We start from the raw sequence: 18,071 nt of genomic DNA on the forward strand, positions 1-18,071 counted from the left end.
CATGCGCGAAGCGACCGCCACGCTCGACCTGCGCCACCTGGCGCCGCCGGAACCGATGGAACGCATCCTCGCGGCCGTCGAGACGCTGGCGCCCGGCGACTGCCTCGACGCGCTGACGCCGCTGTATCCATCGCCATTGCTGGCGATCCTGCAGGCGGACGGTTTCGACACGCAGGTCGTGGCGATCGATGACGGTTTCCGCGTGCGCATCGCCCACGCGGCGTGCGACGAACAGGGCAGGGGTTGCGGCGGCACGTGAGCGGACTGGCCATCTCCGAGGCCCCGCCCGCGAACGTGCCGCTGCGTTTCCTGATCGCCTCCGTCCTGTGGGGCATCGTCGCCGGAGGCTGGATCGCGTGGCATGGCGACACGGCCCTGGCGTCGCGCTGGACGCCCGCGACGATCGCGCTCGTGCATCTGCTGGTGCTCGGCGTGATCGGCAACGCGATGCTCGGCGCGCTCACGCAATTCCTGCCGGTCGCGGCACGGAGCCGCCTTAGCTGGGCGCCCGCGGTGCCCGTGCTGCATGGGGGTTTCAACGTGGGCTTGGCGGTGTTCGCCTTCGCCATGACGACGATGGCGACCTCGCTGTTGCCGCTGGCAGCCGCGCTGCTCGGCGTTCCGCTGGTCGGGTTTGCCGGGATGGCGTGCCTTGCGTTGTGGCGCGGCGCAGGTGCGCGCTGGCTGCGCGGCGGCATCGGCATGTCGATGTGCGCGCTTGCGGTCACGGCGATGCTTGGCGTGGTCGCGCTGCTCACGCTTGCCGGGCGCTTGCCGTACGATCTCGCCGCACTCGTCGATGTGCACGCGTCGGTCGGCACCGTCGGCGCGGTCCTCGTGCTGATCGCGGCGATAGGCGCGGTCACGCTGCCGATGTTGCAGGGCACGCGCAGCCCGGCGCCATGGTGGTTGCCGGCGTGGGCGTGCGCGGTCGCACTCGGCCTGATCGCCGGTGCGTGGCAGCGCGCCCGCGGCGGTGGTGACGTGCTCATCGGGACCATCACGATCACGACCGGCGCGTTCGCCGGCGCATCGCTGTGGTTGCAGGCGCGGACGCGGCTGCGGCGCAATCCGACGCTCGCGAGGTTCTGGACGCTCGGCATGTCGGCGCTGCTCGTTGCGGCCGCCTGCCTGACCTTGCCGCTTCCTCCGGACATCGATCGCGCGATGCTCGTCGGGACGCTCGTGCTGGCGATCGGGTTCCCGGCCGTCGTCGTCGGCATGATGCTGGAGATCGTCGGCTTCCTCGCCTGGATCCACCTGCGCGGCGTGGTGCCGCGCGGACGCCAGGTTCCCGGCGTCGGCAGGTTGATGCCCGAGGGCGACAAGCGCGTCGTGTGCGCTGCACACGTGGTGTCGGCCGTGGCCGTGCTGCTGGCGATGACGCTGCATGAGGGGCACGCCGCCGCCGGATTCGCGTACGCATCGGCATGGTTCGCCACGGCGATGGCGCTGGTTCGTTGCGGACTCCGCGTGCGACGCGAGCGAAAGACGCCGGGAAGCGCACCGGCTTGACCTGCGTCAATGGCGCGGGACGCGTGCGTCCCTAGCATCTGCCGTCGATCACACGGGAAGGGGCCACATGATTCGCATCGCCTCGGCGCCGCACGTGGCGCGCTTCGCGCTGCACGGCGCACGCATCGGCATCGACCGCGTCGACGACGCGATGATCGTGCTCCTCGCCGCGCGCCGGCGGCTTGTGGCCGCGGTGGCGCCGGCCAAACGCGCGCTCCACGTCCCGGTTCGCGACATCGTGCGCGAAGCGCAGGTGCACGAACGCGCGCGTCGGCTCGCCGGCCGGCTCAATCTTCCGCCCGCGTCAGCGGATCACCTGATGCAAACGCTCGTCGGCGACGCCTGCCAGCAGCAGGCCAATGAGGGCGCGACGACAGAACCCGAACGCGCGCCGCGTTCGCCGCTGCGGCTCCTGCCGCCGCCGCGTTACTGGCGACTGCCGCTGTCGCTGGTGCCGGCGTCCGTGCGCGACGCGATCGCCGTACGCGTGCTGTCCAGGGCCGTGGCCGATTCGCTCGATGCCGACGATCTCTCCGTCGTCGCGCATCGGCGACTCGGCATCGAGGTGACCGACCTGCATCTGCGCTGGGTCCTGGAACTGCGCGACGGCCGCCTGCATCGCGCGGGCGAGCCCGCCGAAGCCGTCGTACACGGCACCGCGACCGACCTGCTGCTGCTCAGCAGCCGGCAGGAAGACGCGGACACGCTGTTCTTCCAGCGCCGGTTGAAGCTCACCGGCGACGTGGAGCTCGGGCTGACCGTGCGCAACCTGCTCGACCGCCTGCCGTGGGACACGCTGCCGCTCGCGGTCCGCATCCCGCTGAATCGCATCGCGCGCACGCTTCGCGACGCCCGTGCGGCGCACCACGCGACAGGAGCCGCATCGTGAACGCGTCCGACGCGATGCCGTACTGGCATCCCGACCTCGAAACGCGCCATGCGGCGCTGGTCGAAACCCTCACGCCGCTGATGCCGTGCATCGAGGTGACGACGCACCTGCCGTGGGTGGATGCGATCGCGCGCCTGAAGAAATCGCGCGGCGCGGTGATCATGGCGCACAGCTACCAGTCGCCGGAAATCTTCCATGGCGTGGCCGACGTCACCGGCGATTCGCTGGCTCTCGCGCAGGCCGCGGCGACTTGCGACGCCGACACCATCGTGCTGTGCGGCGTCCATTTCATGGCCGAAACGGCGAAAATCCTCGCGCCGCATCGCACGGTGCTGATTCCCGACCAAGAAGCCGGCTGCTCGCTCGCGGCGTCGATCACCGCTGACGACGTGCGTGCGCTGCGTGCGCGGCATCCGGGCGCGCCGGTGGTCACCTACGTCAACACGTCCGCCGCCGTGAAGGCCGAATCCGACGCGTGCTGCACCTCGGCCAACGCCGTGCAGGTGGTGCGCGCGATGGGCGCGGACAAGGTGATCTTCCTGCCGGACCGCTTCCTCGGCGCGCACGTCGCCTCGCAGGTGGACGACGTCGAGCTGGTGCTGTGGGATGGCCGCTGCGAGGTGCACGAGACCTTCACCGTGCAGCAGGCGCGGCACGCGCGCGAACGCTTCGACGCGGCGCTCGTCGCGCATCCCGAGTGCCCGCCGGACGTGCAGGCGGAAGCCGATTTCGTCGGTTCCACCACGGCGATGGGTGCATGGCTGGAGAAGGCTCGGCCGCAGCGCGTGGCGCTGATCACCGAGTGCTCGATGGCCGACAACCTGCGCGTGCGCTTTCCCGACGTCGAGTTCATCAAGCCGTGCAATCTGTGCCCGCACATGAAGCGCATCACGCTGCCGAACATCCACGCGTGCCTGAAGGAACTGCGGCACGAGGTGACGGTGCCGCCCGACGTGGCCGCCCGTGCGCGCCGGGCGCTGCAACGCATGCTCGACATCGGCCGGGCGGAGCGCGTGTGACGCGGCCCGCGTCGCCGCCCGTCGTCGTGGTCGGCGCTGGCGTCGCGGGCCTGAGCGTCGCGCTGTCGGCGGCGCCGCGCGAGGTGATCCTGCTCGACCCCGGCGAGGCGGGCAGCAGCCGGCTCGCGCAGGGCGGCATCGCGGCCGCGCTGGCGGCCGGCGACAGCGTGCGTGCGCACGTCGCCGACACCTTGCAGGCCGGCGCATTCCACAACGACGAAGCCCTCGCGTGGTCCGTCCTCGGTGCCGCGCCGGATGCCGTCGCGTGGCTGCAGATCATGGGGGTGGCGTTCGATCGCGACGATCGCGGGCTGCAGCTCGGGCGCGAGGGCGGGCACGGCGCGCACCGCATTGTCCATGCCGGCGGCGATCGCACCGGCGAGCGCGTCGTCGCCGCACTGCAGGGCCGCGCCGTGCGCGCCGGGCACGTGGAATGGCGCACCGGCGTGCAGGTCGACGGGCTGCTGCTGCGTGGGCGCAACGTCGCCGGCGTGCAGGTACGCAGCGCCGATGGGCGCGTGGAGACGATCGAAGCGGGCGCGGTCGTGCTAGCGACTGGCGGGCTGGGCGCGCTGTTCCAGCGCACTACGAATACCGGCACGACCAGCGGTTCCGGCCTGGCGCTCGCGATGGCGGCCGGCGCGCGCACGCGCGACCTGGAATTCGTGCAGTTCCATCCCACCGCGTTCGACGGCGTTGGCGATGGCGACGGGGCGCGGCTGCCGCTGATCACCGAAGCGCTGCGCGGCGCCGGCGCGAGGTTGATCGATCACCGCAGTCGTTCGCTGATGCGCGGGCACCATCCTCTTGGCGACCTGGCACCGCGCGACGTGGTGTCGCGCCGCGTGTGGGATGCGCGCCGCGACGGGCCGGTGTGGGTCGATGCGACGGGGCTTCGCAGCGGCTGGGAACGGGCGTTTCCGACCGTCGTCGAGACCTGCCGCGCGCGGGGCGTGGACCCGTACACGCAGCCGATCCCGATCACCGCCGCCGCGCATTTCCACATGGGCGGCATCGCGACCGATCCACTCGGGCGCACATCGCTGCCGAATCTCCATGCCGTCGGCGAAGTAACCTGCAACGGGCTGCACGGCGCGAACCGGCTCGCGAGCAATTCGCTGCTGGAGGCGGTCGTGTGCGGGCGGTGGCTCGGCGCGCACTTGCGGCTGGCGCCGAGCCGCACGTCGCGCGATGCGTTCCGCGCCGTGGCACTGGGCGACGGCCTGGAAGCGGGCGCGCTCGCCGCATTGCGACGCCGCCTCTGGGACGCCGCGGGCCCGGTGCGCACGCGCGCGGCGTTGTCCGCCGCCGTGCGCGAGATGAAGGCGATGGCGGCGTCGGGCTGGCAGGCGCGCGTGGCGCACGCGGTGCTGCAGGCCGCGCTGCTGCGGCCGGCGAGCCTTGGCGCGCACTGGCGCGCGGACGCCTGAGGCGGGTCAGGCGCGCGCGGCCACGCCGCTCATTCCCGGTTCGCCATGCCAGTAGCCATTACGCTGCCCGATCGGCGCGACCGGCGTTTGCGCAGCGAGCGCTTCGACGAAATGTTCGATCACCGCCTGCATGCCGTCGGCCTGCGGATACAGCCGCAGCAGGTCCACGCGCAGATCGCGCAAGGCGGGCAGTTCCGGGCTGAGGTCGGTGACTTCCTCGCCCTGCACCTGGATGCCGTTGATGCGCAGGAACGGCCGGCCTTCGCGCGTGGACAGTGGCAGGCCGTCCGGATGTTCGATGCAGCGGAAGCCGCACTGGTCCTTGCCCACGTCCAGCGCACGCGCGGTGAAGCAGCGCGCCGAGTACGACAGCGGCAGGCGGCCCCACGCGACGACCTCCACCTGCGGCCGCGCCACGCCCTCGGCATCGAGCGCGCACAGCAGTTCGTCGATGAGCACGCGCCCCTGTTCGACGCCGGGCACCCAGCGGCGCAGGCCGTCGCGCATCAGCATCGCCAGCGCCGCGTGGTTGTAGACGTTGAGGCTGGGCCCGGCGACGAAGGGCACGCCGCGTTCGCGGCACAGCTGCACGGCGGACAGGTCGTTCGCTTCGATCCAGAAACGGCCGTGATCGACCAGTCGTTGCAGCGCGCCGAGTTCCGACTCGGCCTCGATCAACGCCAGCGACGACAGCACGACCTGGCGATCGGCCGCGGCGAGTTCCTCCGCGAGCGCGATCCAGTCGCGTGTGCGCAGCTCGCGCCGCTTGCTGCAGACGGTTTCGCCCAGGTAGATCGTGTGCAGCGGCCAGTGCGCGGCTTCGCGATAGAAGGCTAGCGTGCGTTTGCGCGGCCAGAAATACTGCAGCGGGCCCAAGGTCAGTTGCATGTCGATCGCACCTCAGTGCCACGCGCGGTGGTAGGGGCCAAGCGTGGTCTGGTGACCTTCGGCGTGGGAGGACAACGTGGATTGCCACTGCGCCTGTGGCCTCCAGTCGGCCGGCGCGTTGCGGTGGCGATCCAGCGCCGCGCGCCAGGTGCGCGTGACGGCGTCGACGTACGCCGCGCCGCGCTGGCGGCCTTCGATCTTCAGCGCCGCGACGCCGGCCTGCGCGAGGCGCGGGATGAGTTGGAGCGTGTTGAGGCTGGTGGGTTCTTCCAGCGCGTGGAAGACCTCGCCGCCGACGCCATAGCGCCCCTTGCAGACGGTCGGGTACGCGGCCGGTTCCTCCGGTTCGAAGCGGTCGATCAGCACGTCGTTGAGCCGCACGCTGCGCGTGCCGCCGGCGTGGTCTTCCCATCGCACGAACTTCGCCGGTGAACACACGCCGTGGCGGTTCGGCGAGGCACCGGTGACGTAGCTGGACAGCTGGCAGCGGCCTTCGACCATGATGCACAGGCTGCCGAACGCGAACACTTCCAGCGGGACCGGCGCGGTTTGGCAGAGGCGTTCGACCTGCTGTACGGACAGCACGCGCGGCAGCACCGCGCGCGCGATGCCGAAGCGTTCGTACGCATAGCGCAGCGCCGGCGCGGTCGTCGCCGAGCCCTGCACCGACAGGTGCCGGGGCAGCGCAGGATGGTTGCGGCATGCGTAGTCGAGCACCGCCATTTCGGCGGCGATGATCGCGTCCACGCCCAGCTCCGCCGCGGTGTCCACCGCGCGATGCCAGTGCGACAGGTGTGCGCTGTCGGGATAGGTGTTCAGGGCGACGTAGACGCTGCGCCCGCGTGCCCGCGCATACGCGGTGCCCTGGCGGATTTCCGCGTCGCTGAAGTTCAGGCCGGGAAATGCGCGGGCGTTGGTCTGGTCGCGGAAGCCGAGATAGACCGCATCGGCGCCGGCATCGATGGCCGCGCGCAACGCCGGCAGGTTGCCGGCGGGGCAGACGAGTTGCATGGGAACTCCAGTAGCGGAAAGAGGGAAGCGGCGCGTCACGACAGCGCCGCATCGCCTCCGTAATCGCCCTCGTCGCTGCGTGCGCGGCCGATCCGCTCCCAGATCGCATCGACGCGGCGCTCCACGCGCGGATCCAGCGTGATCGGCCGGCCCCATTCGCGATCGCTTTCGCCGGCCCACTTGCGCGTGGCGTCCAGCCCGAGTTTGGAACCCAGGCCCGAGCTCGGGCTGGCGAAATCCAGGTAGTCGATCGGCGTGTTCTCGATGAGCACGCTGTCGCGCGCCGGGTCCACGCGCGTGGAGATCGCCCAGATCACCGCGCCCCAGTCGCGCACGTCGATGTCCTCGTCGGTCACGATCACGAACTTGGTGTACGTGAACTGGCGCAGGTACGACCACACGCCGAGCATCACGCGCCGCGCGTGGCCCGCGTACCGCTTGCGGATGCTGACCACCGCGACGCGGTACGAGCAGGCTTCCGGCGGCAGGTAGAAGTCGACGATCTCCGGGAACACGCGCCGCAGGATCGGCACGAAGATATCGTTCAGCGCCATCGACAGCACCGAGGGTTCGTCGAACGGCGCGCGCCCCATGTAGCTGCCGTGATAGATCGCGTTGCGCCGCAGCCGCATGCGTTCCACCGTCAGCACGGGGAACGGCGCCTGCACATTGTAGTAGCCGGTGTGGTCGCCGAAGGGGCCTTCCAGCGCGGTATCGCCGGGGTGGATGAAGCCTTCCAGCAGGATTTCCGCACCGGCGGGCGCGTCCAGCCCGGTCAGATCGCTGTGCCACAGGCGCGTGCGTGCGCCGCGCAGCAGGCCGGCGAATTCGTATTCGGAAAGCGTGTCCGGCACCGGTGCGACCGCGGCGAGCATCGTCGCGGGGTCGGCGCCGATCGCCACCAGCACCGGGAAGGGGCGATCCGGATGCATTGCCTGCCAGCTCGCATGATCCTGCGCGCCGCCGCGGTGCGCGAGCCAGCGCATGATCACGCGGTTGCGCGCGATCGGCTGCTGCCGGTAGATCGCCACGTTCTGCCGCGCCTGCCGCGTGCCGCGCGTGATCACCAGGCCGAATGTGATCAGGCGATCCACGTCCTCCGGCCAGCAGCGCTGGATGGGCAGGCGCCGCAGGTCGATGTCGGCGCCTTCGAGCACCTCTTCGTTGAAAGGAGCATCGTGCTCGCGTTTCGGCGCGACGTGCGCCAGCTGCGCCAGTTCCGGCCACGTGGCGAGCGCGCCGCGCAGGCTCGACGGCCAGCGCGGTTCCTTGATCGCCGCGAGCAGTTCGCCGAGTTCGCGCAGCGACGCGACCGGACGGTCGCCCATCGCCAGTTCGATGCGCGAGCGGTGCCCGAACAGGTTGCCCAGCAGCGCATGCGTCGAGCCGGTGGCGTTGTGCATCAGCAGCGCCGGACCGTGCGCGCGCAGGGCACGCAGGCTCAGCGCGGTGCTTTCCAGTTCCGGGTCGATGGGCGCATCGATCTCGAGCAGTTGCCCGCGTGCGCGCAGGCGTTCCAGGAACTGGCGCAGGTCGTGGAAGCTCATCGGCGTGCCGCGGCGATCAGCCGCAACCGCAGCCGCCGCAGCAACCGCCGCTGGAATGCGGATCGTCGCGATCGTCCAGCGACGCGCGCCTTGGCGCCGCATCCACGCCCAGGCCGCCGAGGATCGCGATGACTTCCAGCTCGTCCAGGATGGTCGATACGCTCAGTTGCCCGCCGTCGTCCCCGATGCGGACTTCGGCATCGGGGTCGAATTCGCGCAGTGCGCGGGTGAGTTGCCCTTCGCGCTCGGTGAGCGGTTGCGGGTTGTGCACGGCGATCATCGTCGGGGTTCTCTGCAGGTCGGGTTCTCAGGCTAGGGCCCGACCTGCGTGCCTGCCCTTGACCGAAGTCAAGGGCGATGCACTTGACGCGCTCAGAACTTGTAGTTGAGCTTCACCCACGCGCTGCGGCCGGGCTCGTTGATGCGCACCGGATCGGCGGGGTAGCCGAAGGCGCTGTTGCCGGCGAGGTTGAGGTGCTCGGCGTAGGTGCGGTCGAACACGTTGTCGATGCCGGCGGCGAGCTGCAGCGTCTGCGTGAAGCGGTAGCCGCCGTTGAGCGAGAACACCGCGAAGCCCGGCGTCGGCGCGAGGTCCTGGCCGACGACGTTGCCGTAACCGGGGCTCATGCGATCCTGCGAGGCCGCCACGCGGAGCAGGGCGCCGACCGACCAGCGCTTGTTGTCGTAGGCCGCGTTGAGGCGTGCTTCCAGCGGCGGCGTCTGCGGCATCGCGCCGACGTGGTCGACCTCGCCCCACGCGTAGGCGAGGCTGCCGCCGAGCTTCCATGCACCGGTCGGGCGGAACTCGACGCCGACTTCGCCGCCGTGCGTGCGCGCATCGACGTTGGTGGCGCGCGTGGTCGCGCCCATCATCCCTTCGGAATATTCGAACAGGATGTAGTCCTGGATGCGTCCGGCGTACAGCGACGCCCACGCGTCCCAGCGGCCCTCGCGGTAGTGCATGCCGATGTCCAGCTGCGTGGTGCGCTCGGGTTCGATGCCGGCGAAGGCGTTGACCGAACCGGCCGGCCCCAGCGTCGGGGAGAACAGCTCCCAGTAGTCGGGCATGCGCTGGACGTGGCCGAGGCCGAGGTGCCACATCGCCGCCGAACCTTCCGGCTGGATTTCCCAGCGCACTAGGCCCGAGGGCAACGTCTCGCGGCGCGTCGTGCCCTGCGTCGGATTCGGCCGCGGCATCATGCTGCCGATCGTGGCGCGTTCGTCCTGCACGGACGCGCGATCGATGCGAAGCCCGCCGACGAGCCGCTGCCGCGGCGCGAGGTTCCAGCCCAGTTCGGCGAACACGCCGACGTTGTCCGAACGCGCGTCGGTCGTCCACGGCTGCGCGAGGTACGCATCGCGGCCCGTCGCGTTGCGCTTGCGATGGCGGTTGTCGCGCGCGTCCAGGCCGGCGTCGAGGTTCCATCCGTCGGTGCTCCACGCGAACGCGAGGCGCCCGCCCTGCGTGCGTTGCGCGACGTTGCTCGCCATCGGCATCGGCATGCTGCTGCCGGCGTCGGGCTCGCGCAGCGTGTAGTTGTCCATGACGTGGTCGACGTCGTTGTAGTACAGCCGCGCTTCGACCTTGTCGAAGGCGCCGTCGAAATTGCGGCGTTCCGCGCGCAGGCCGTAACTGGTGCGTTCGAACTGCGAGCCGTCCATGCCGCGGCCCGCGTAGCGCGCCTCGCCGTCGCCGCGGCCGGCGCTTGCTTCGACCAGCGAATCGGCATCGGGCGTCCAGCCGAAGGCGACGTCGGCGTTCCACTTCTTCCACGCCGACGGCACGACGTTGCCGTCACCGTCGTCGTAGTCGTCGGACTGCGAGCGGTTCGCGGTGACGCGCGCATACGCGCTGGCGTTGCCGAACGCGGTATCGACCACCTGGTCGTCGCGTCCGAAGCTGCCGAAGGTAGCACTCGCGTTGAGCTGCATGCCGGGCGCATCGAAGAAGGGGATGTCGCGTTCGAACCGCACCGTGCCGGCCGAGGCGCCCGGGCCCCACAGCACGGTCTGCGGCCCCTTGACGACTTCCAGGCGGTCGTAGGTTTCCGGCGACACGTACGACAACGAGTTGTCCATGCGCGCCGGGCACGCGCCCTGCATGTGGCCGCCGTCGGTCATCAGGTTCAGGCGCGAACCGAACATGCCGCGAAGCACGGGGTCGCCATTGGTGCCGCCGCTGCGGATCAGCGAGAACCCCGGCACCGTCTTGAGGTAGTCGGCGCCGTCGCTCGCGGGCACCGGCTGGCGCGGCAGCTTGGTGTCGGTGACGAAGGTCATCGCGAGCGTGGGCGTCACGTCGGTCACGACCAGCGTGTCGAGCGTGACCACGCCGTCGTGGTGCGCCGCGCCGTCGGCCGCCGCGCAGGTGCCCGCGATCAGCAGCGACAGGGCGACGCACAGCGGACGTGCGGCGGGGATGCGATCGCGAGGGCGGAACGCGGGAAGGCGGATCATGGGAGTCACCGGGATCGTTTCGGGGAATTCGCCGGCGACCCGCGCCGGGTCGCCTGTTGCAGCGAAGTCTCCGCGCGCGGCAAGGCTCCGAAAATGATCCGGATCAAATGGCGCGAAAGCCGATGAACAGGGACAGGTGCGGCTTGACTTACATCAAGGCGACCGTGCGGTGGCGTAGCGCAATGTGCACGCAACGGCCGAAAGGCCATTCGCAAGGCAAGCAACCCATGATTCGTGCAACGCAAAAGGGGAAGGTGCTGCTGCATTACGCACTGGTATGCGCGCTCGGCATCGGCGCACCGACGGCGCTGGCCGCCAACCACAACGACGCCCCGCAGCTCGACACCATCCAGGCCGTGCTGACCGCACCGCCGCTGGTGCCGCCGCCGACCAACCGCAACAAGCCGGCGAAGGTCGTCGTGGACCTGGAAGTCATCGAGAAGGACATGCGCTTGGCCGATGGCGTGACCTACAACTTCTGGACCTTCGGCGGCAGCGTGCCGGGTAGCTTCATCCGCGTACGCCAGGGCGACACGGTGGAGTTCACGCTCAAGAACGCGCACGACTCGCACATGCCGCACAACATCGACCTGCATGCGGTGAGCGGGCAGGGCGGCGGCGCCGAGGCGACGTTCACGCTGCCGGGCCACAAGACGAAGTTCACCTTCAAGGCGCTCAATCCCGGCCTGTACGTCTACCACTGCGCCATGCCGCCGGTGGGCATGCACATCGCCAACGGCATGTACGGCCTGATCCTGGTCGAGCCGCCGGAGGGCCTGCCGAAGGTGGACAAGGAGTTCTACGTGATGCAGGGCGACTTCTACACCGAAGGCAAGCACGGCGATCCGGGCCTGCAGCCCTTCAGCCTGGAAAAGGCCATCGACGAGCATCCGACCTACGTGGTGTTCAACGGTTCGGAAGGCGCGCTGACCGGCGACAACGCGTTGACGGCGAAGGCGGGCGAGACCATCCGCATGTACGTCGGCAACGGTGGCCCGAACCTGGTGTCCAGCTTCCACGTGATCGGCGAGATCTTCGACAAGGTCTACACCGAGGGCGGTTCGAAGTACCAGGAGAACGTGCAGACCACGCTCGTGCCCGCCGGCGGTTCGGTGATCGTCGAGTTCAAGGCCGACGTGCCGGGCAACTTCGTGCTGGTGGACCACAGCATCTTCCGCACGTTCCACAAGGGCACGCTGGGCATCCTCAAGGTGGACGGCGAGAAGAACCCGTCGATCTACAGCGGCCAGCAGTCCGAAGCCGAATACGCGGCGCCGGCGAAGGCCGGTCACTGAGGCCGGACGCGGTCCGGTCGGGAGGAGGGCAGTCGCCATGTTCGCCACGTCCATCATCGCGGCTGCCCTGCTCGAAGGCGCGCTGCTGGCGGCTCCCGCGCCAGCAGCGCCAGCGGCGGAGCCCGTCGCGTTCGTCGCGATTCCCGCCGGCGAGATCCGCTCCACCGTTCGCTACGAAGGCGACGACGGAGCGCGGCGGATTGCGACATTCGAACTCTCGGCGCGTGCGGTCACGGTGCGCGAGTTCGAACGGTTCGTGCAGGCGCACCCGCAGTGGAAGCGCGGCAACGCGCCGACGCTGCTCGCCGATTCGGCATACCTCGCGAACTGGGTCGATGCCGACCGCGCCGGCGATGGCGTCGACGCGAACGCCCCCGTCACGCACGTCAGTTGGTTCGCCGCCGATGCGTATTGCAAGTCGATCCACGCGCGACTTCCCGACTGGAGCGAGTGGGAGTACGTGGCCGCCGCCGACGACGCCCGACGCGATGCACGCAGCGATTCCGCCTGGCGCGCACGCACCTTCGACGACGGCACGCCGCGGGCGATGGACGCACGCCCTGGCGCCATCGCCAACGCCTACGGCGTGCACGGCGTGCACGGCGCGGCGTGGGAGTGGGTCGGCGACTACGCGACGTTGCTGGGCGATGCCGACAAGCGCGGCTCGGACGACGGCGATCGCCTGCAGTTCTGCGGTGCCACCGGCCTGTCGTTCGCCAATCGCGACGACTACGCCATCCTCAAGCGCGTCGCGCTGCTGTCGGCGATGGAACCGCGCAGCACGCTCGGCAACTTGGGCTTCCGTTGTGCACGGAGTTCACCATGAAACGACTGATCAAACCGCTCCACGTCGTCGTGCTGGCGCTCGCCATGAGCCTGCCCGCGATGGCGAACGACGCGCCGCTTCCCGGCGACTCGGTCTACCAGGTCCAGGCGCATGCCGTGGACCAGCAGGGACGTCCGCTCGAATGGAACGCCCTGCGCGGAAGACCGACGATCGTGTCGATGTTCTACGCCAACTGCCACCTGATGTGCCCGCTGATCATCGCCAGCGGCAAGGCGCTGCAGACGCGGCTGGAACCGACGCAACGCGACGCGCTCCACTTCGCCGTCATCAGCATCGACCCGGCGCGCGACACGCCCGCGGCGTTGCAGGAGGTGGCGCAGGCGCACCGCCTCGACGCCGACCACTGGCGCCTGCTGCGTCCCGACGACGCCGACGTCCGCACGCTCGCCGCGGCGCTGAACATCCGCTATCGCGCGCAGCCCGACGGCACCTTCAACCACACCAGCGTCCTGATCCTGCTCGACCGCGACGGCCGCATCGTCGCGCGCAGCGAGGTGACCGGCCTGCAACCCGATGCGCGGTTCGTCGCGACGGTGCGCAAGCACCTGTCCGGCGCGACGGCGGCCGCGCGTTGAACCTTCACGTTTTTCCAACCACACGTTCCACTCAGGAGTCACCATGAAGATCGTCACCCGTTCGCTCCTCATCGCCGGCCTGCTCGGCGCCGCCGGCTTCGCCCAGGCCGCCGGAAACTGCACCGTCTCGCTCAAGGGCGACGACGCGATGAAGTTCGACTTGAAGGAAGCCACAGTGTCCGCCGCGTGCCCGACCATCACCGTCGAGCTGACGCACACCGGGAAGATGCCGGCCGCCGCGATGGGCCACAACGTCGTCATCGCCGCGACCAAGGACATGGACGCGGTGGCGCGCGACGGCATCAAGGCGGGCGTCGCCGGCAACTACGTCAACAAGGCCGATGCGCGCGTGATCGCCGCCACCACGCTGGTCGGCGGCGGACAGAAGACCAAGGTCACCTTCCCCGGCAAGAAGCTCACCGCCGGCGGCGATTACACCTTCTTCTGCAGCTTCCCGGGGCATTCGATGCTCATGAAGGGCAAGCTGGTCGTCACCAAGTAATGCGTCCCTGGGGCCGCCTGCACGCCGGGCGGCCCCTTTCTTCATGCAACGCAGGAGTACCGCATGGAATTCAACGTGACCGTCGACCTTGGCCATGCCGATCTGCAGCGGATCGATGAAGCCCTCCGCGACGTGGACCCGGCCGCGCTGGTCGACACCGATGGCGACGCGCTGCGCGTGGCAGGCGCCTTCGACATCGTGACCTTGCTGACCACACTGCGCGGCGCGGGGTGCGAGCTGACCGCGCACGACATCCAGCGCCTACCGTCGGTGTGCTGCGGCGGCTGCAGCGGGTAGACGCGGCCTCGCGGCGCGCATTCACCGGTTCGGCGCTGCATGTCGGTTTTAGCGTGGTGCAGGTGGCGGCGCAGTGCAGCGACTCCGCGCGGCGTCCGCTGTCGAGGCGTGCCGCCGACTCGAGCTAGCTCGTCGAAGAAGGGCGAAGGGAGTCAGTGTCGCGATGGACGAGCCGCGCCGCGAGGCTAGTAGGCGGTTCGCCGACGTGCTGCCGACGGCGAGTGGTGCAACGCTTATGAGGAGGGGTGATGCGGAAGATCAGAGTGGGGATAAGGCGCCGTTATCGGGGGTAGGGTGGGAGCTTCCGGCCGTGACGCCAGCTCACGACCTCCTCCTGCACTTGTAAACGGTGACGTACCTGTTGGCAGCAAAGTCTAGACGGTGTGAGTCGAGCGCTTCTGGCCGATCGCGGCCATCGAGAGCGGAGAATGGCGGCCAGCAGGGCTAATGTCCGCTTTCGACTCCAACAGGACATATCGAACTACGGCCCTTTCGCGAATCAGTTTAGGTCGTCAGTCTCGCGCCGGTCAGCGTCCTCTAGTCCCCCGCAGAAGCTAGCGACGATAGCGTCGAAACGATAGGGCTTCTGGAAGACGGGAACCCCAGGTGGCGCTTCCAAATCATCGGCGTCCAAGCCAGTGGTCAGAGCAACCTGGATCTTCGGGTATTGCCACCCGATTCGGCGCGCGAGTTCGAGTCCCTGACTGCCCTGCCACACAGTCGCGTCGATCAGGACGCAATCGAAGTGGACGTGGGAAACAAATTCCAACGCGGAGTTTGCATCTGGAGCCGTCCAGACGATTACGTCATACCCCGCGAATAACTTTCGCGCGTTCTCAGCAAGAAAGTGGTCCAGCTCGACCAACAACATGTGGCAAGGGTTGCTCATGGGTACGTCGATTATTGCAGTTGCCGCACGCTGCTGTTCAGATGTCAAAGAAATGTCGGAACAACCTTCCGAACGTGTCAGCCCGCATCTGTGTGAAGCCCGTCATCGCTTCACATACCCCTTGCGAGGTCTTCATTACCTTTGAACGAAACCACACAGGGAGTGGGACAGTGAAATCGACAGTGAAATTCCTGCCGCCAGGCTGGGAGCTCGAAGCGCTACCTCCGAATAAGGAGCGTCGCGAGTGCGGCTTGAGGCTGGTAGGTCCGGATGGAAGATTCGTCACCTTTACGCACAAGCCTTTCCAGTTCGCGTGCGAACTAACGCGCGAGTTCGAGGCCAATCTGCGTGCCTTGCAGCGTTCGGAAGATCAGAGCGATGAATTTGCCGCGCGGCCAGATTCTACGGGCGCACGCGCTAGCTCGCTGGACGCGCACTCGAATTGGCTTTGACGAACAACGTGAGAGAAGTCGCCATGAACCAATCACTCCAAACACTTCCCCCTGACTGGAAGATCGAAGTGCACGGGCCTGCATGTGGATGGCCGACCTGCACGATCATCATCACGAGCCCCACCGGATTACAAATGCGATTCACTCATCAGCCGGATGAGCGAGCTCGAGTTCTCACTGAGCAGTTGCAAGACGCAATGGGATATCGGAGCGACTTCGCTTAAGCGAGTGTCGGCGCCGCCTTGCCGGATAGGCGGCTATAACCGGCAGCAACGCAACAATTTCTGCTGCTGGTTGCTTCAAACTCGGCGGGTTTCATAGGTGCAATTATCCCCTTGAGACCAACTCTCTCGCGCAAAGAGATGTACGCGGGACCGGCTGAGCCTCTCGGCATGAGTGCTCGCGTTCCAGCCGATCTGCAAATGCGGCTCCACTTCGTTCCAGTCAAGCTGTGGAAGCTGTTCGCGAGCTTTACGGCTGAGCTGCGTCGCAAACTCGCGCTCCCCTTCCGACGAGGTTGACATGGCGAGACTCATCAGTCGGGAAGGTTGACTCTATCTCGCTGCCGAGCCCGCTTGTCGGATGACGGTTGAGCTTTCACGATGGGCGCGGTCCATGGTCGGAGCATCCAAACGCTCAGAGAATGAACATTGGATCCGCTACTTAGGGATTTCCGCTTCTGGCCGATAGCAGAGGTCGGCCGGGTCGGGGCGCGCGATGATGCTAGTGTCCGCTCTCGACCCGAATCAGACCGCGGTTCCCGGGAAGTCGATTCTTCTCCTGCTGCAGCCCTCACCGCACCGCTGGCGCGGAAAGGGCGCCTTGCAACGCCTGCTCCGTCAAGACGGGTTCGCGACAGCGGAACCAACTTCTCCTTGCGATATCACCGACTTGAATCCAACCAATATCTGCAGCGAATCCGCTGGCGTACCAACAGCAGGCCAGTCGGGGTTCTGCAGACCACCAGTGGTCTTTGAGATACCAGACTCGGCCCCGTCGACCGAGCGCCTCCAGGTAGTAACGCTGCATCGCAGCCAATCGAACGGTGTTCACGGTGAACCTCCGAACTGCTGAGGTCGAAAACACGCTTTTCCGACGAGACTGCGCGCAGCTGCCCATCGGCTCTGACGTTCCAAAGCCACGCAACGGCGCCCCAGGCGAGTGTCGGCGGTGCTTTCAACTCGCCCCCGAGCCTGCGCTCAACCCTCAAAAACATTGAAAGGCCAAGGGCCAGCCGTGCCGACCCTGTACCTGTAACGTGTCTAGCTTCATGCGGTGGGCATGTGCGCCGCAAACGAGGGTGAAAGCTCGTCCGCGAAACGATGATTCACGTCGCGGTGACCAGCCTCATCCGCGCGAACTGCCACGACCACCTCCCGAAGCCGCGCGTCGGCCGGCAGCTTCCAGTAGTCCTTTGCGATCTGCGGCGCAGCCACGTTTTCTACTCTGCCCGAGTCGATCTCCGCCAGATACTGCGTGTAACTGATCACCGCCTGCTCTTCGAAGTAGCCCACAAGGCGATGCGCGGTGCGCGCCGACAGCAGATACAGCGCCAGAAAGAAGGCAAAGAATGCGGCTTGCGCTACGAGTACGAGGGCGCGCTCCACCAAATTCGGCTTTGCAATTTCGATGAACGTCATCAGATGCATGCGCTCATTCTCGGCCTCCTCCATGAGCGCACGGATCCAGCCAAGATCATGCTTCATCCAACGCAGGCAACGGAGGTGTATCAACGCCGCGCCAACTAGGCCTGGCACCGCGGCGACCGTCTCCAGCACGATCGCGCGGTTACCGTAACGTTTGGCAAAGAACGTATCGGCGAAGAAGCGCAAAGACCTGGTGATGCCGTAGGCGACCCGATCCGACAGATCGACCAGCCCATGGTGGGTGTCAAGGGCTACGTGTTCCGGAGTCTCGATGTATGGGGTAATCAGGGTGTTCATAAGGACTCTCCACGGCACTTTGGGAAGGTCAAGGCCGATGGAGGTACTTTGAGGAAAGCCCGTTCTCTGTTCCTTGACCAGGATCAACTGAGAAAGGCGATTCAGCGATCGTTGGCAGAGAGCGCTCTGCTCGTGTTCGGCAGCGCGCATTAGGCGCCACGCATTCAGCAGCGAAGTCGGTTCGGGTTGGCCAGCCGGATGCCACCTCGCATTCGTCAGAAATGCGTCAGAAAACGTTGGGTCGCGATGGTTCTGCGATGGGGTTCGCAGAACCGTTGAAGATGACTGCGTTCACGTCGCGAGGGCACCGCGCCCATTAACGTAACATGCAAGGCTCTAGCCGGCTTGAAGATGAACCATTCTGTCACCTCCCTGCCGCCCGGATGGCAACTCGAAATCCACCGGCCTTCGCGGGGCCGTCGAGAGTGTGAGCTACGCTTGACGAGCCCGCGAGGACAGAGATCAAGCTTGCGCACAGGCCATTTCGGTTCGCGTGCGAGAACCCTCGGAACTTC

17 protein-coding genes are annotated in these 18,071 nt (G+C 67.8%); 10 read left to right on the top strand and 7 right to left on the bottom strand.

Translation table 11 applies throughout. The annotated features are described in order from the left end of the window. Nucleotide 1 precedes the first annotated feature (1 nt). From DX912_RS09435 to DX912_RS09455, 5 genes are all read left to right on the top strand, one after another. Nucleotides 2–259: a DUF2249 domain-containing protein gene (locus DX912_RS09435; RefSeq protein WP_115842249.1), complete on the top strand. Its 258-nt coding sequence runs from the start codon at nucleotides 2–4 to the stop codon at nucleotides 257–259. Further along, nucleotides 256–1,515 carry a hypothetical protein gene (locus DX912_RS09440; protein ID WP_147298612.1) on the top strand — a complete coding sequence of 420 codons (1,260 nt, stop codon included), beginning with the start codon at nucleotides 256–258 and terminating at the stop codon, nucleotides 1,513–1,515. Before DX912_RS09435 ends, DX912_RS09440 begins: the two co-directional genes overlap by 4 nt. A gap of 67 nt (nucleotides 1,516–1,582) precedes the next feature. Continuing rightward, the gene (gene ubiT / locus DX912_RS09445) at nucleotides 1,583–2,404 is read left to right on the top strand and encodes a ubiquinone anaerobic biosynthesis accessory factor UbiT (RefSeq protein WP_115842251.1); all 822 of its coding nucleotides are present in this window, start codon (nucleotides 1,583–1,585) and stop codon (nucleotides 2,402–2,404) included. Continuing rightward, the gene (gene nadA, locus DX912_RS09450) at nucleotides 2,401–3,423 is read left to right on the top strand and encodes a quinolinate synthase NadA (RefSeq protein ID WP_484502524.1); all 1,023 of its coding nucleotides are present in this window, start codon (nucleotides 2,401–2,403) and stop codon (nucleotides 3,421–3,423) included. Before ubiT ends, nadA begins: the two co-directional genes overlap by 4 nt. Then, nucleotides 3,420–4,853, top strand: coding sequence for an L-aspartate oxidase (locus tag DX912_RS09455; protein WP_115842253.1), 1,434 nt, complete (start codon nucleotides 3,420–3,422; stop codon nucleotides 4,851–4,853). Before nadA ends, DX912_RS09455 begins: the two co-directional genes overlap by 4 nt. 6 nt (nucleotides 4,854–4,859) lie before the next feature. Here the strand turns inward: DX912_RS09455 and DX912_RS09460 are convergent, their stop codons facing one another. The 5 genes from DX912_RS09460 to DX912_RS09480 all read right to left on the bottom strand — a co-directional run bounded on the left by DX912_RS09460 (nucleotide 4,860) and on the right by DX912_RS09480 (nucleotide 10,756). Next, nucleotides 4,860–5,741: a U32 family peptidase gene (locus DX912_RS09460; protein WP_115842254.1), complete on the bottom strand. Its 882-nt coding sequence runs from the start codon at nucleotides 5,739–5,741 to the stop codon at nucleotides 4,860–4,862. 12 nt (nucleotides 5,742–5,753) lie between these two features. Further along, nucleotides 5,754–6,752: a ubiquinone anaerobic biosynthesis protein UbiU gene (gene ubiU, locus DX912_RS09465; RefSeq protein ID WP_115842255.1), complete on the bottom strand. Its 999-nt coding sequence runs from the start codon at nucleotides 6,750–6,752 to the stop codon at nucleotides 5,754–5,756. A gap of 35 nt (nucleotides 6,753–6,787) precedes the next feature. After that, nucleotides 6,788–8,299: a UbiD family decarboxylase gene (locus DX912_RS09470; RefSeq protein ID WP_115842256.1), complete on the bottom strand. Its 1,512-nt coding sequence runs from the start codon at nucleotides 8,297–8,299 to the stop codon at nucleotides 6,788–6,790. Nucleotides 8,300–8,315: 16 nt separating this feature from the next. Beyond that, entirely contained in the window at nucleotides 8,316–8,579 is a 264-nt protein-coding gene (locus DX912_RS09475) for a hypothetical protein (protein ID WP_115842257.1), read from the bottom strand. A 92-nt stretch (nucleotides 8,580–8,671) separates the two neighbouring features. Further along, nucleotides 8,672–10,756, bottom strand: coding sequence for a TonB-dependent copper receptor (locus DX912_RS09480; protein ID WP_115842258.1), 2,085 nt, complete (start codon nucleotides 10,754–10,756; stop codon nucleotides 8,672–8,674). A 227-nt stretch (nucleotides 10,757–10,983) separates the two neighbouring features. Between DX912_RS09480 and nirK the strand changes: the two genes are divergently transcribed. From nirK to DX912_RS09505, 5 genes are all read left to right on the top strand, one after another. Then, entirely contained in the window at nucleotides 10,984–12,051 is a 1,068-nt protein-coding gene (gene nirK, locus DX912_RS09485; protein ID WP_115842259.1) for a copper-containing nitrite reductase, read from the top strand. Nucleotides 12,052–12,088: 37 nt separating this feature from the next. After that, entirely contained in the window at nucleotides 12,089–12,877 is a 789-nt protein-coding gene (locus DX912_RS09490) for a formylglycine-generating enzyme family protein (RefSeq protein ID WP_115842260.1), read from the top strand. Beyond that, a complete protein-coding gene (locus DX912_RS09495; RefSeq protein ID WP_115842261.1) occupies nucleotides 12,874–13,473 on the top strand; it encodes an SCO family protein in 600 nt (199 codons plus the stop codon). The genes DX912_RS09490 and DX912_RS09495 overlap by 4 nt, the downstream gene beginning before the upstream one ends. A 43-nt stretch (nucleotides 13,474–13,516) precedes the next feature. Continuing rightward, the gene (azu, locus tag DX912_RS09500) at nucleotides 13,517–13,975 is read left to right on the top strand and encodes an azurin (protein ID WP_115842262.1); all 459 of its coding nucleotides are present in this window, start codon (nucleotides 13,517–13,519) and stop codon (nucleotides 13,973–13,975) included. Between the two features lie 63 nt (nucleotides 13,976–14,038). Next, nucleotides 14,039–14,272: a hypothetical protein gene (locus DX912_RS09505; protein WP_115842263.1), complete on the top strand. Its 234-nt coding sequence runs from the start codon at nucleotides 14,039–14,041 to the stop codon at nucleotides 14,270–14,272. A 499-nt stretch (nucleotides 14,273–14,771) separates the two neighbouring features. Here DX912_RS09505 and DX912_RS09515 read toward each other — a convergent pair whose 3' ends face one another. Beyond that, a complete protein-coding gene (locus DX912_RS09515) occupies nucleotides 14,772–15,143 on the bottom strand; it encodes a response regulator (RefSeq protein WP_181902779.1) in 372 nt (123 codons plus the stop codon). A 1,738-nt stretch (nucleotides 15,144–16,881) separates the two neighbouring features. Next, a complete protein-coding gene (locus tag DX912_RS09520; protein ID WP_115842358.1) occupies nucleotides 16,882–17,556 on the bottom strand; it encodes an alternative oxidase in 675 nt (224 codons plus the stop codon). Nucleotides 17,557–18,071: the final 515 nt, after the last annotated feature.

Source organism: Lysobacter soli (assembly GCF_003382285.1).
Lineage (GTDB): Bacteria > Pseudomonadota > Gammaproteobacteria > Xanthomonadales > Xanthomonadaceae > Lysobacter_J > Lysobacter_J soli.

What these genes read in the sequence shown, in the direction of transcription:
- nirK (WP_115842259.1), top strand. Translation starts at nt 10,984, where the DNA reads ATGATTCGTGCAACGCAAAAGGGGAAGGTGCTGCTGCATTACGCACTG.
- DX912_RS09480 (WP_115842258.1), bottom strand. Translation starts at nt 10,756, where the DNA reads ATGATCCGCCTTCCCGCGTTCCGCCCTCGCGATCGCATCCCCGCCGCA.
- DX912_RS09520 (WP_115842358.1), bottom strand. Translation starts at nt 17,556, where the DNA reads ATGAACACCCTGATTACCCCATACATCGAGACTCCGGAACACGTAGCC.
- ubiU (WP_115842255.1), bottom strand. Translation starts at nt 6,752, where the DNA reads ATGCAACTCGTCTGCCCCGCCGGCAACCTGCCGGCGTTGCGCGCGGCC.
- DX912_RS09495 (WP_115842261.1), top strand. Translation starts at nt 12,874, where the DNA reads ATGAAACGACTGATCAAACCGCTCCACGTCGTCGTGCTGGCGCTCGCC.
- DX912_RS09505 (WP_115842263.1), top strand. Translation starts at nt 14,039, where the DNA reads ATGGAATTCAACGTGACCGTCGACCTTGGCCATGCCGATCTGCAGCGG.
- DX912_RS09460 (WP_115842254.1), bottom strand. Translation starts at nt 5,741, where the DNA reads ATGCAACTGACCTTGGGCCCGCTGCAGTATTTCTGGCCGCGCAAACGC.
- DX912_RS09515 (WP_181902779.1), bottom strand. Translation starts at nt 15,143, where the DNA reads ATGTTGTTGGTCGAGCTGGACCACTTTCTTGCTGAGAACGCGCGAAAG.
- DX912_RS09475 (WP_115842257.1), bottom strand. Translation starts at nt 8,579, where the DNA reads ATGATCGCCGTGCACAACCCGCAACCGCTCACCGAGCGCGAAGGGCAA.
- DX912_RS09470 (WP_115842256.1), bottom strand. Translation starts at nt 8,299, where the DNA reads ATGAGCTTCCACGACCTGCGCCAGTTCCTGGAACGCCTGCGCGCACGC.
- DX912_RS09435 (WP_115842249.1), top strand. Translation starts at nt 2, where the DNA reads ATGCGCGAAGCGACCGCCACGCTCGACCTGCGCCACCTGGCGCCGCCG.
- azu (WP_115842262.1), top strand. Translation starts at nt 13,517, where the DNA reads ATGAAGATCGTCACCCGTTCGCTCCTCATCGCCGGCCTGCTCGGCGCC.
- ubiT (WP_115842251.1), top strand. Translation starts at nt 1,583, where the DNA reads ATGATTCGCATCGCCTCGGCGCCGCACGTGGCGCGCTTCGCGCTGCAC.
- DX912_RS09490 (WP_115842260.1), top strand. Translation starts at nt 12,089, where the DNA reads ATGTTCGCCACGTCCATCATCGCGGCTGCCCTGCTCGAAGGCGCGCTG.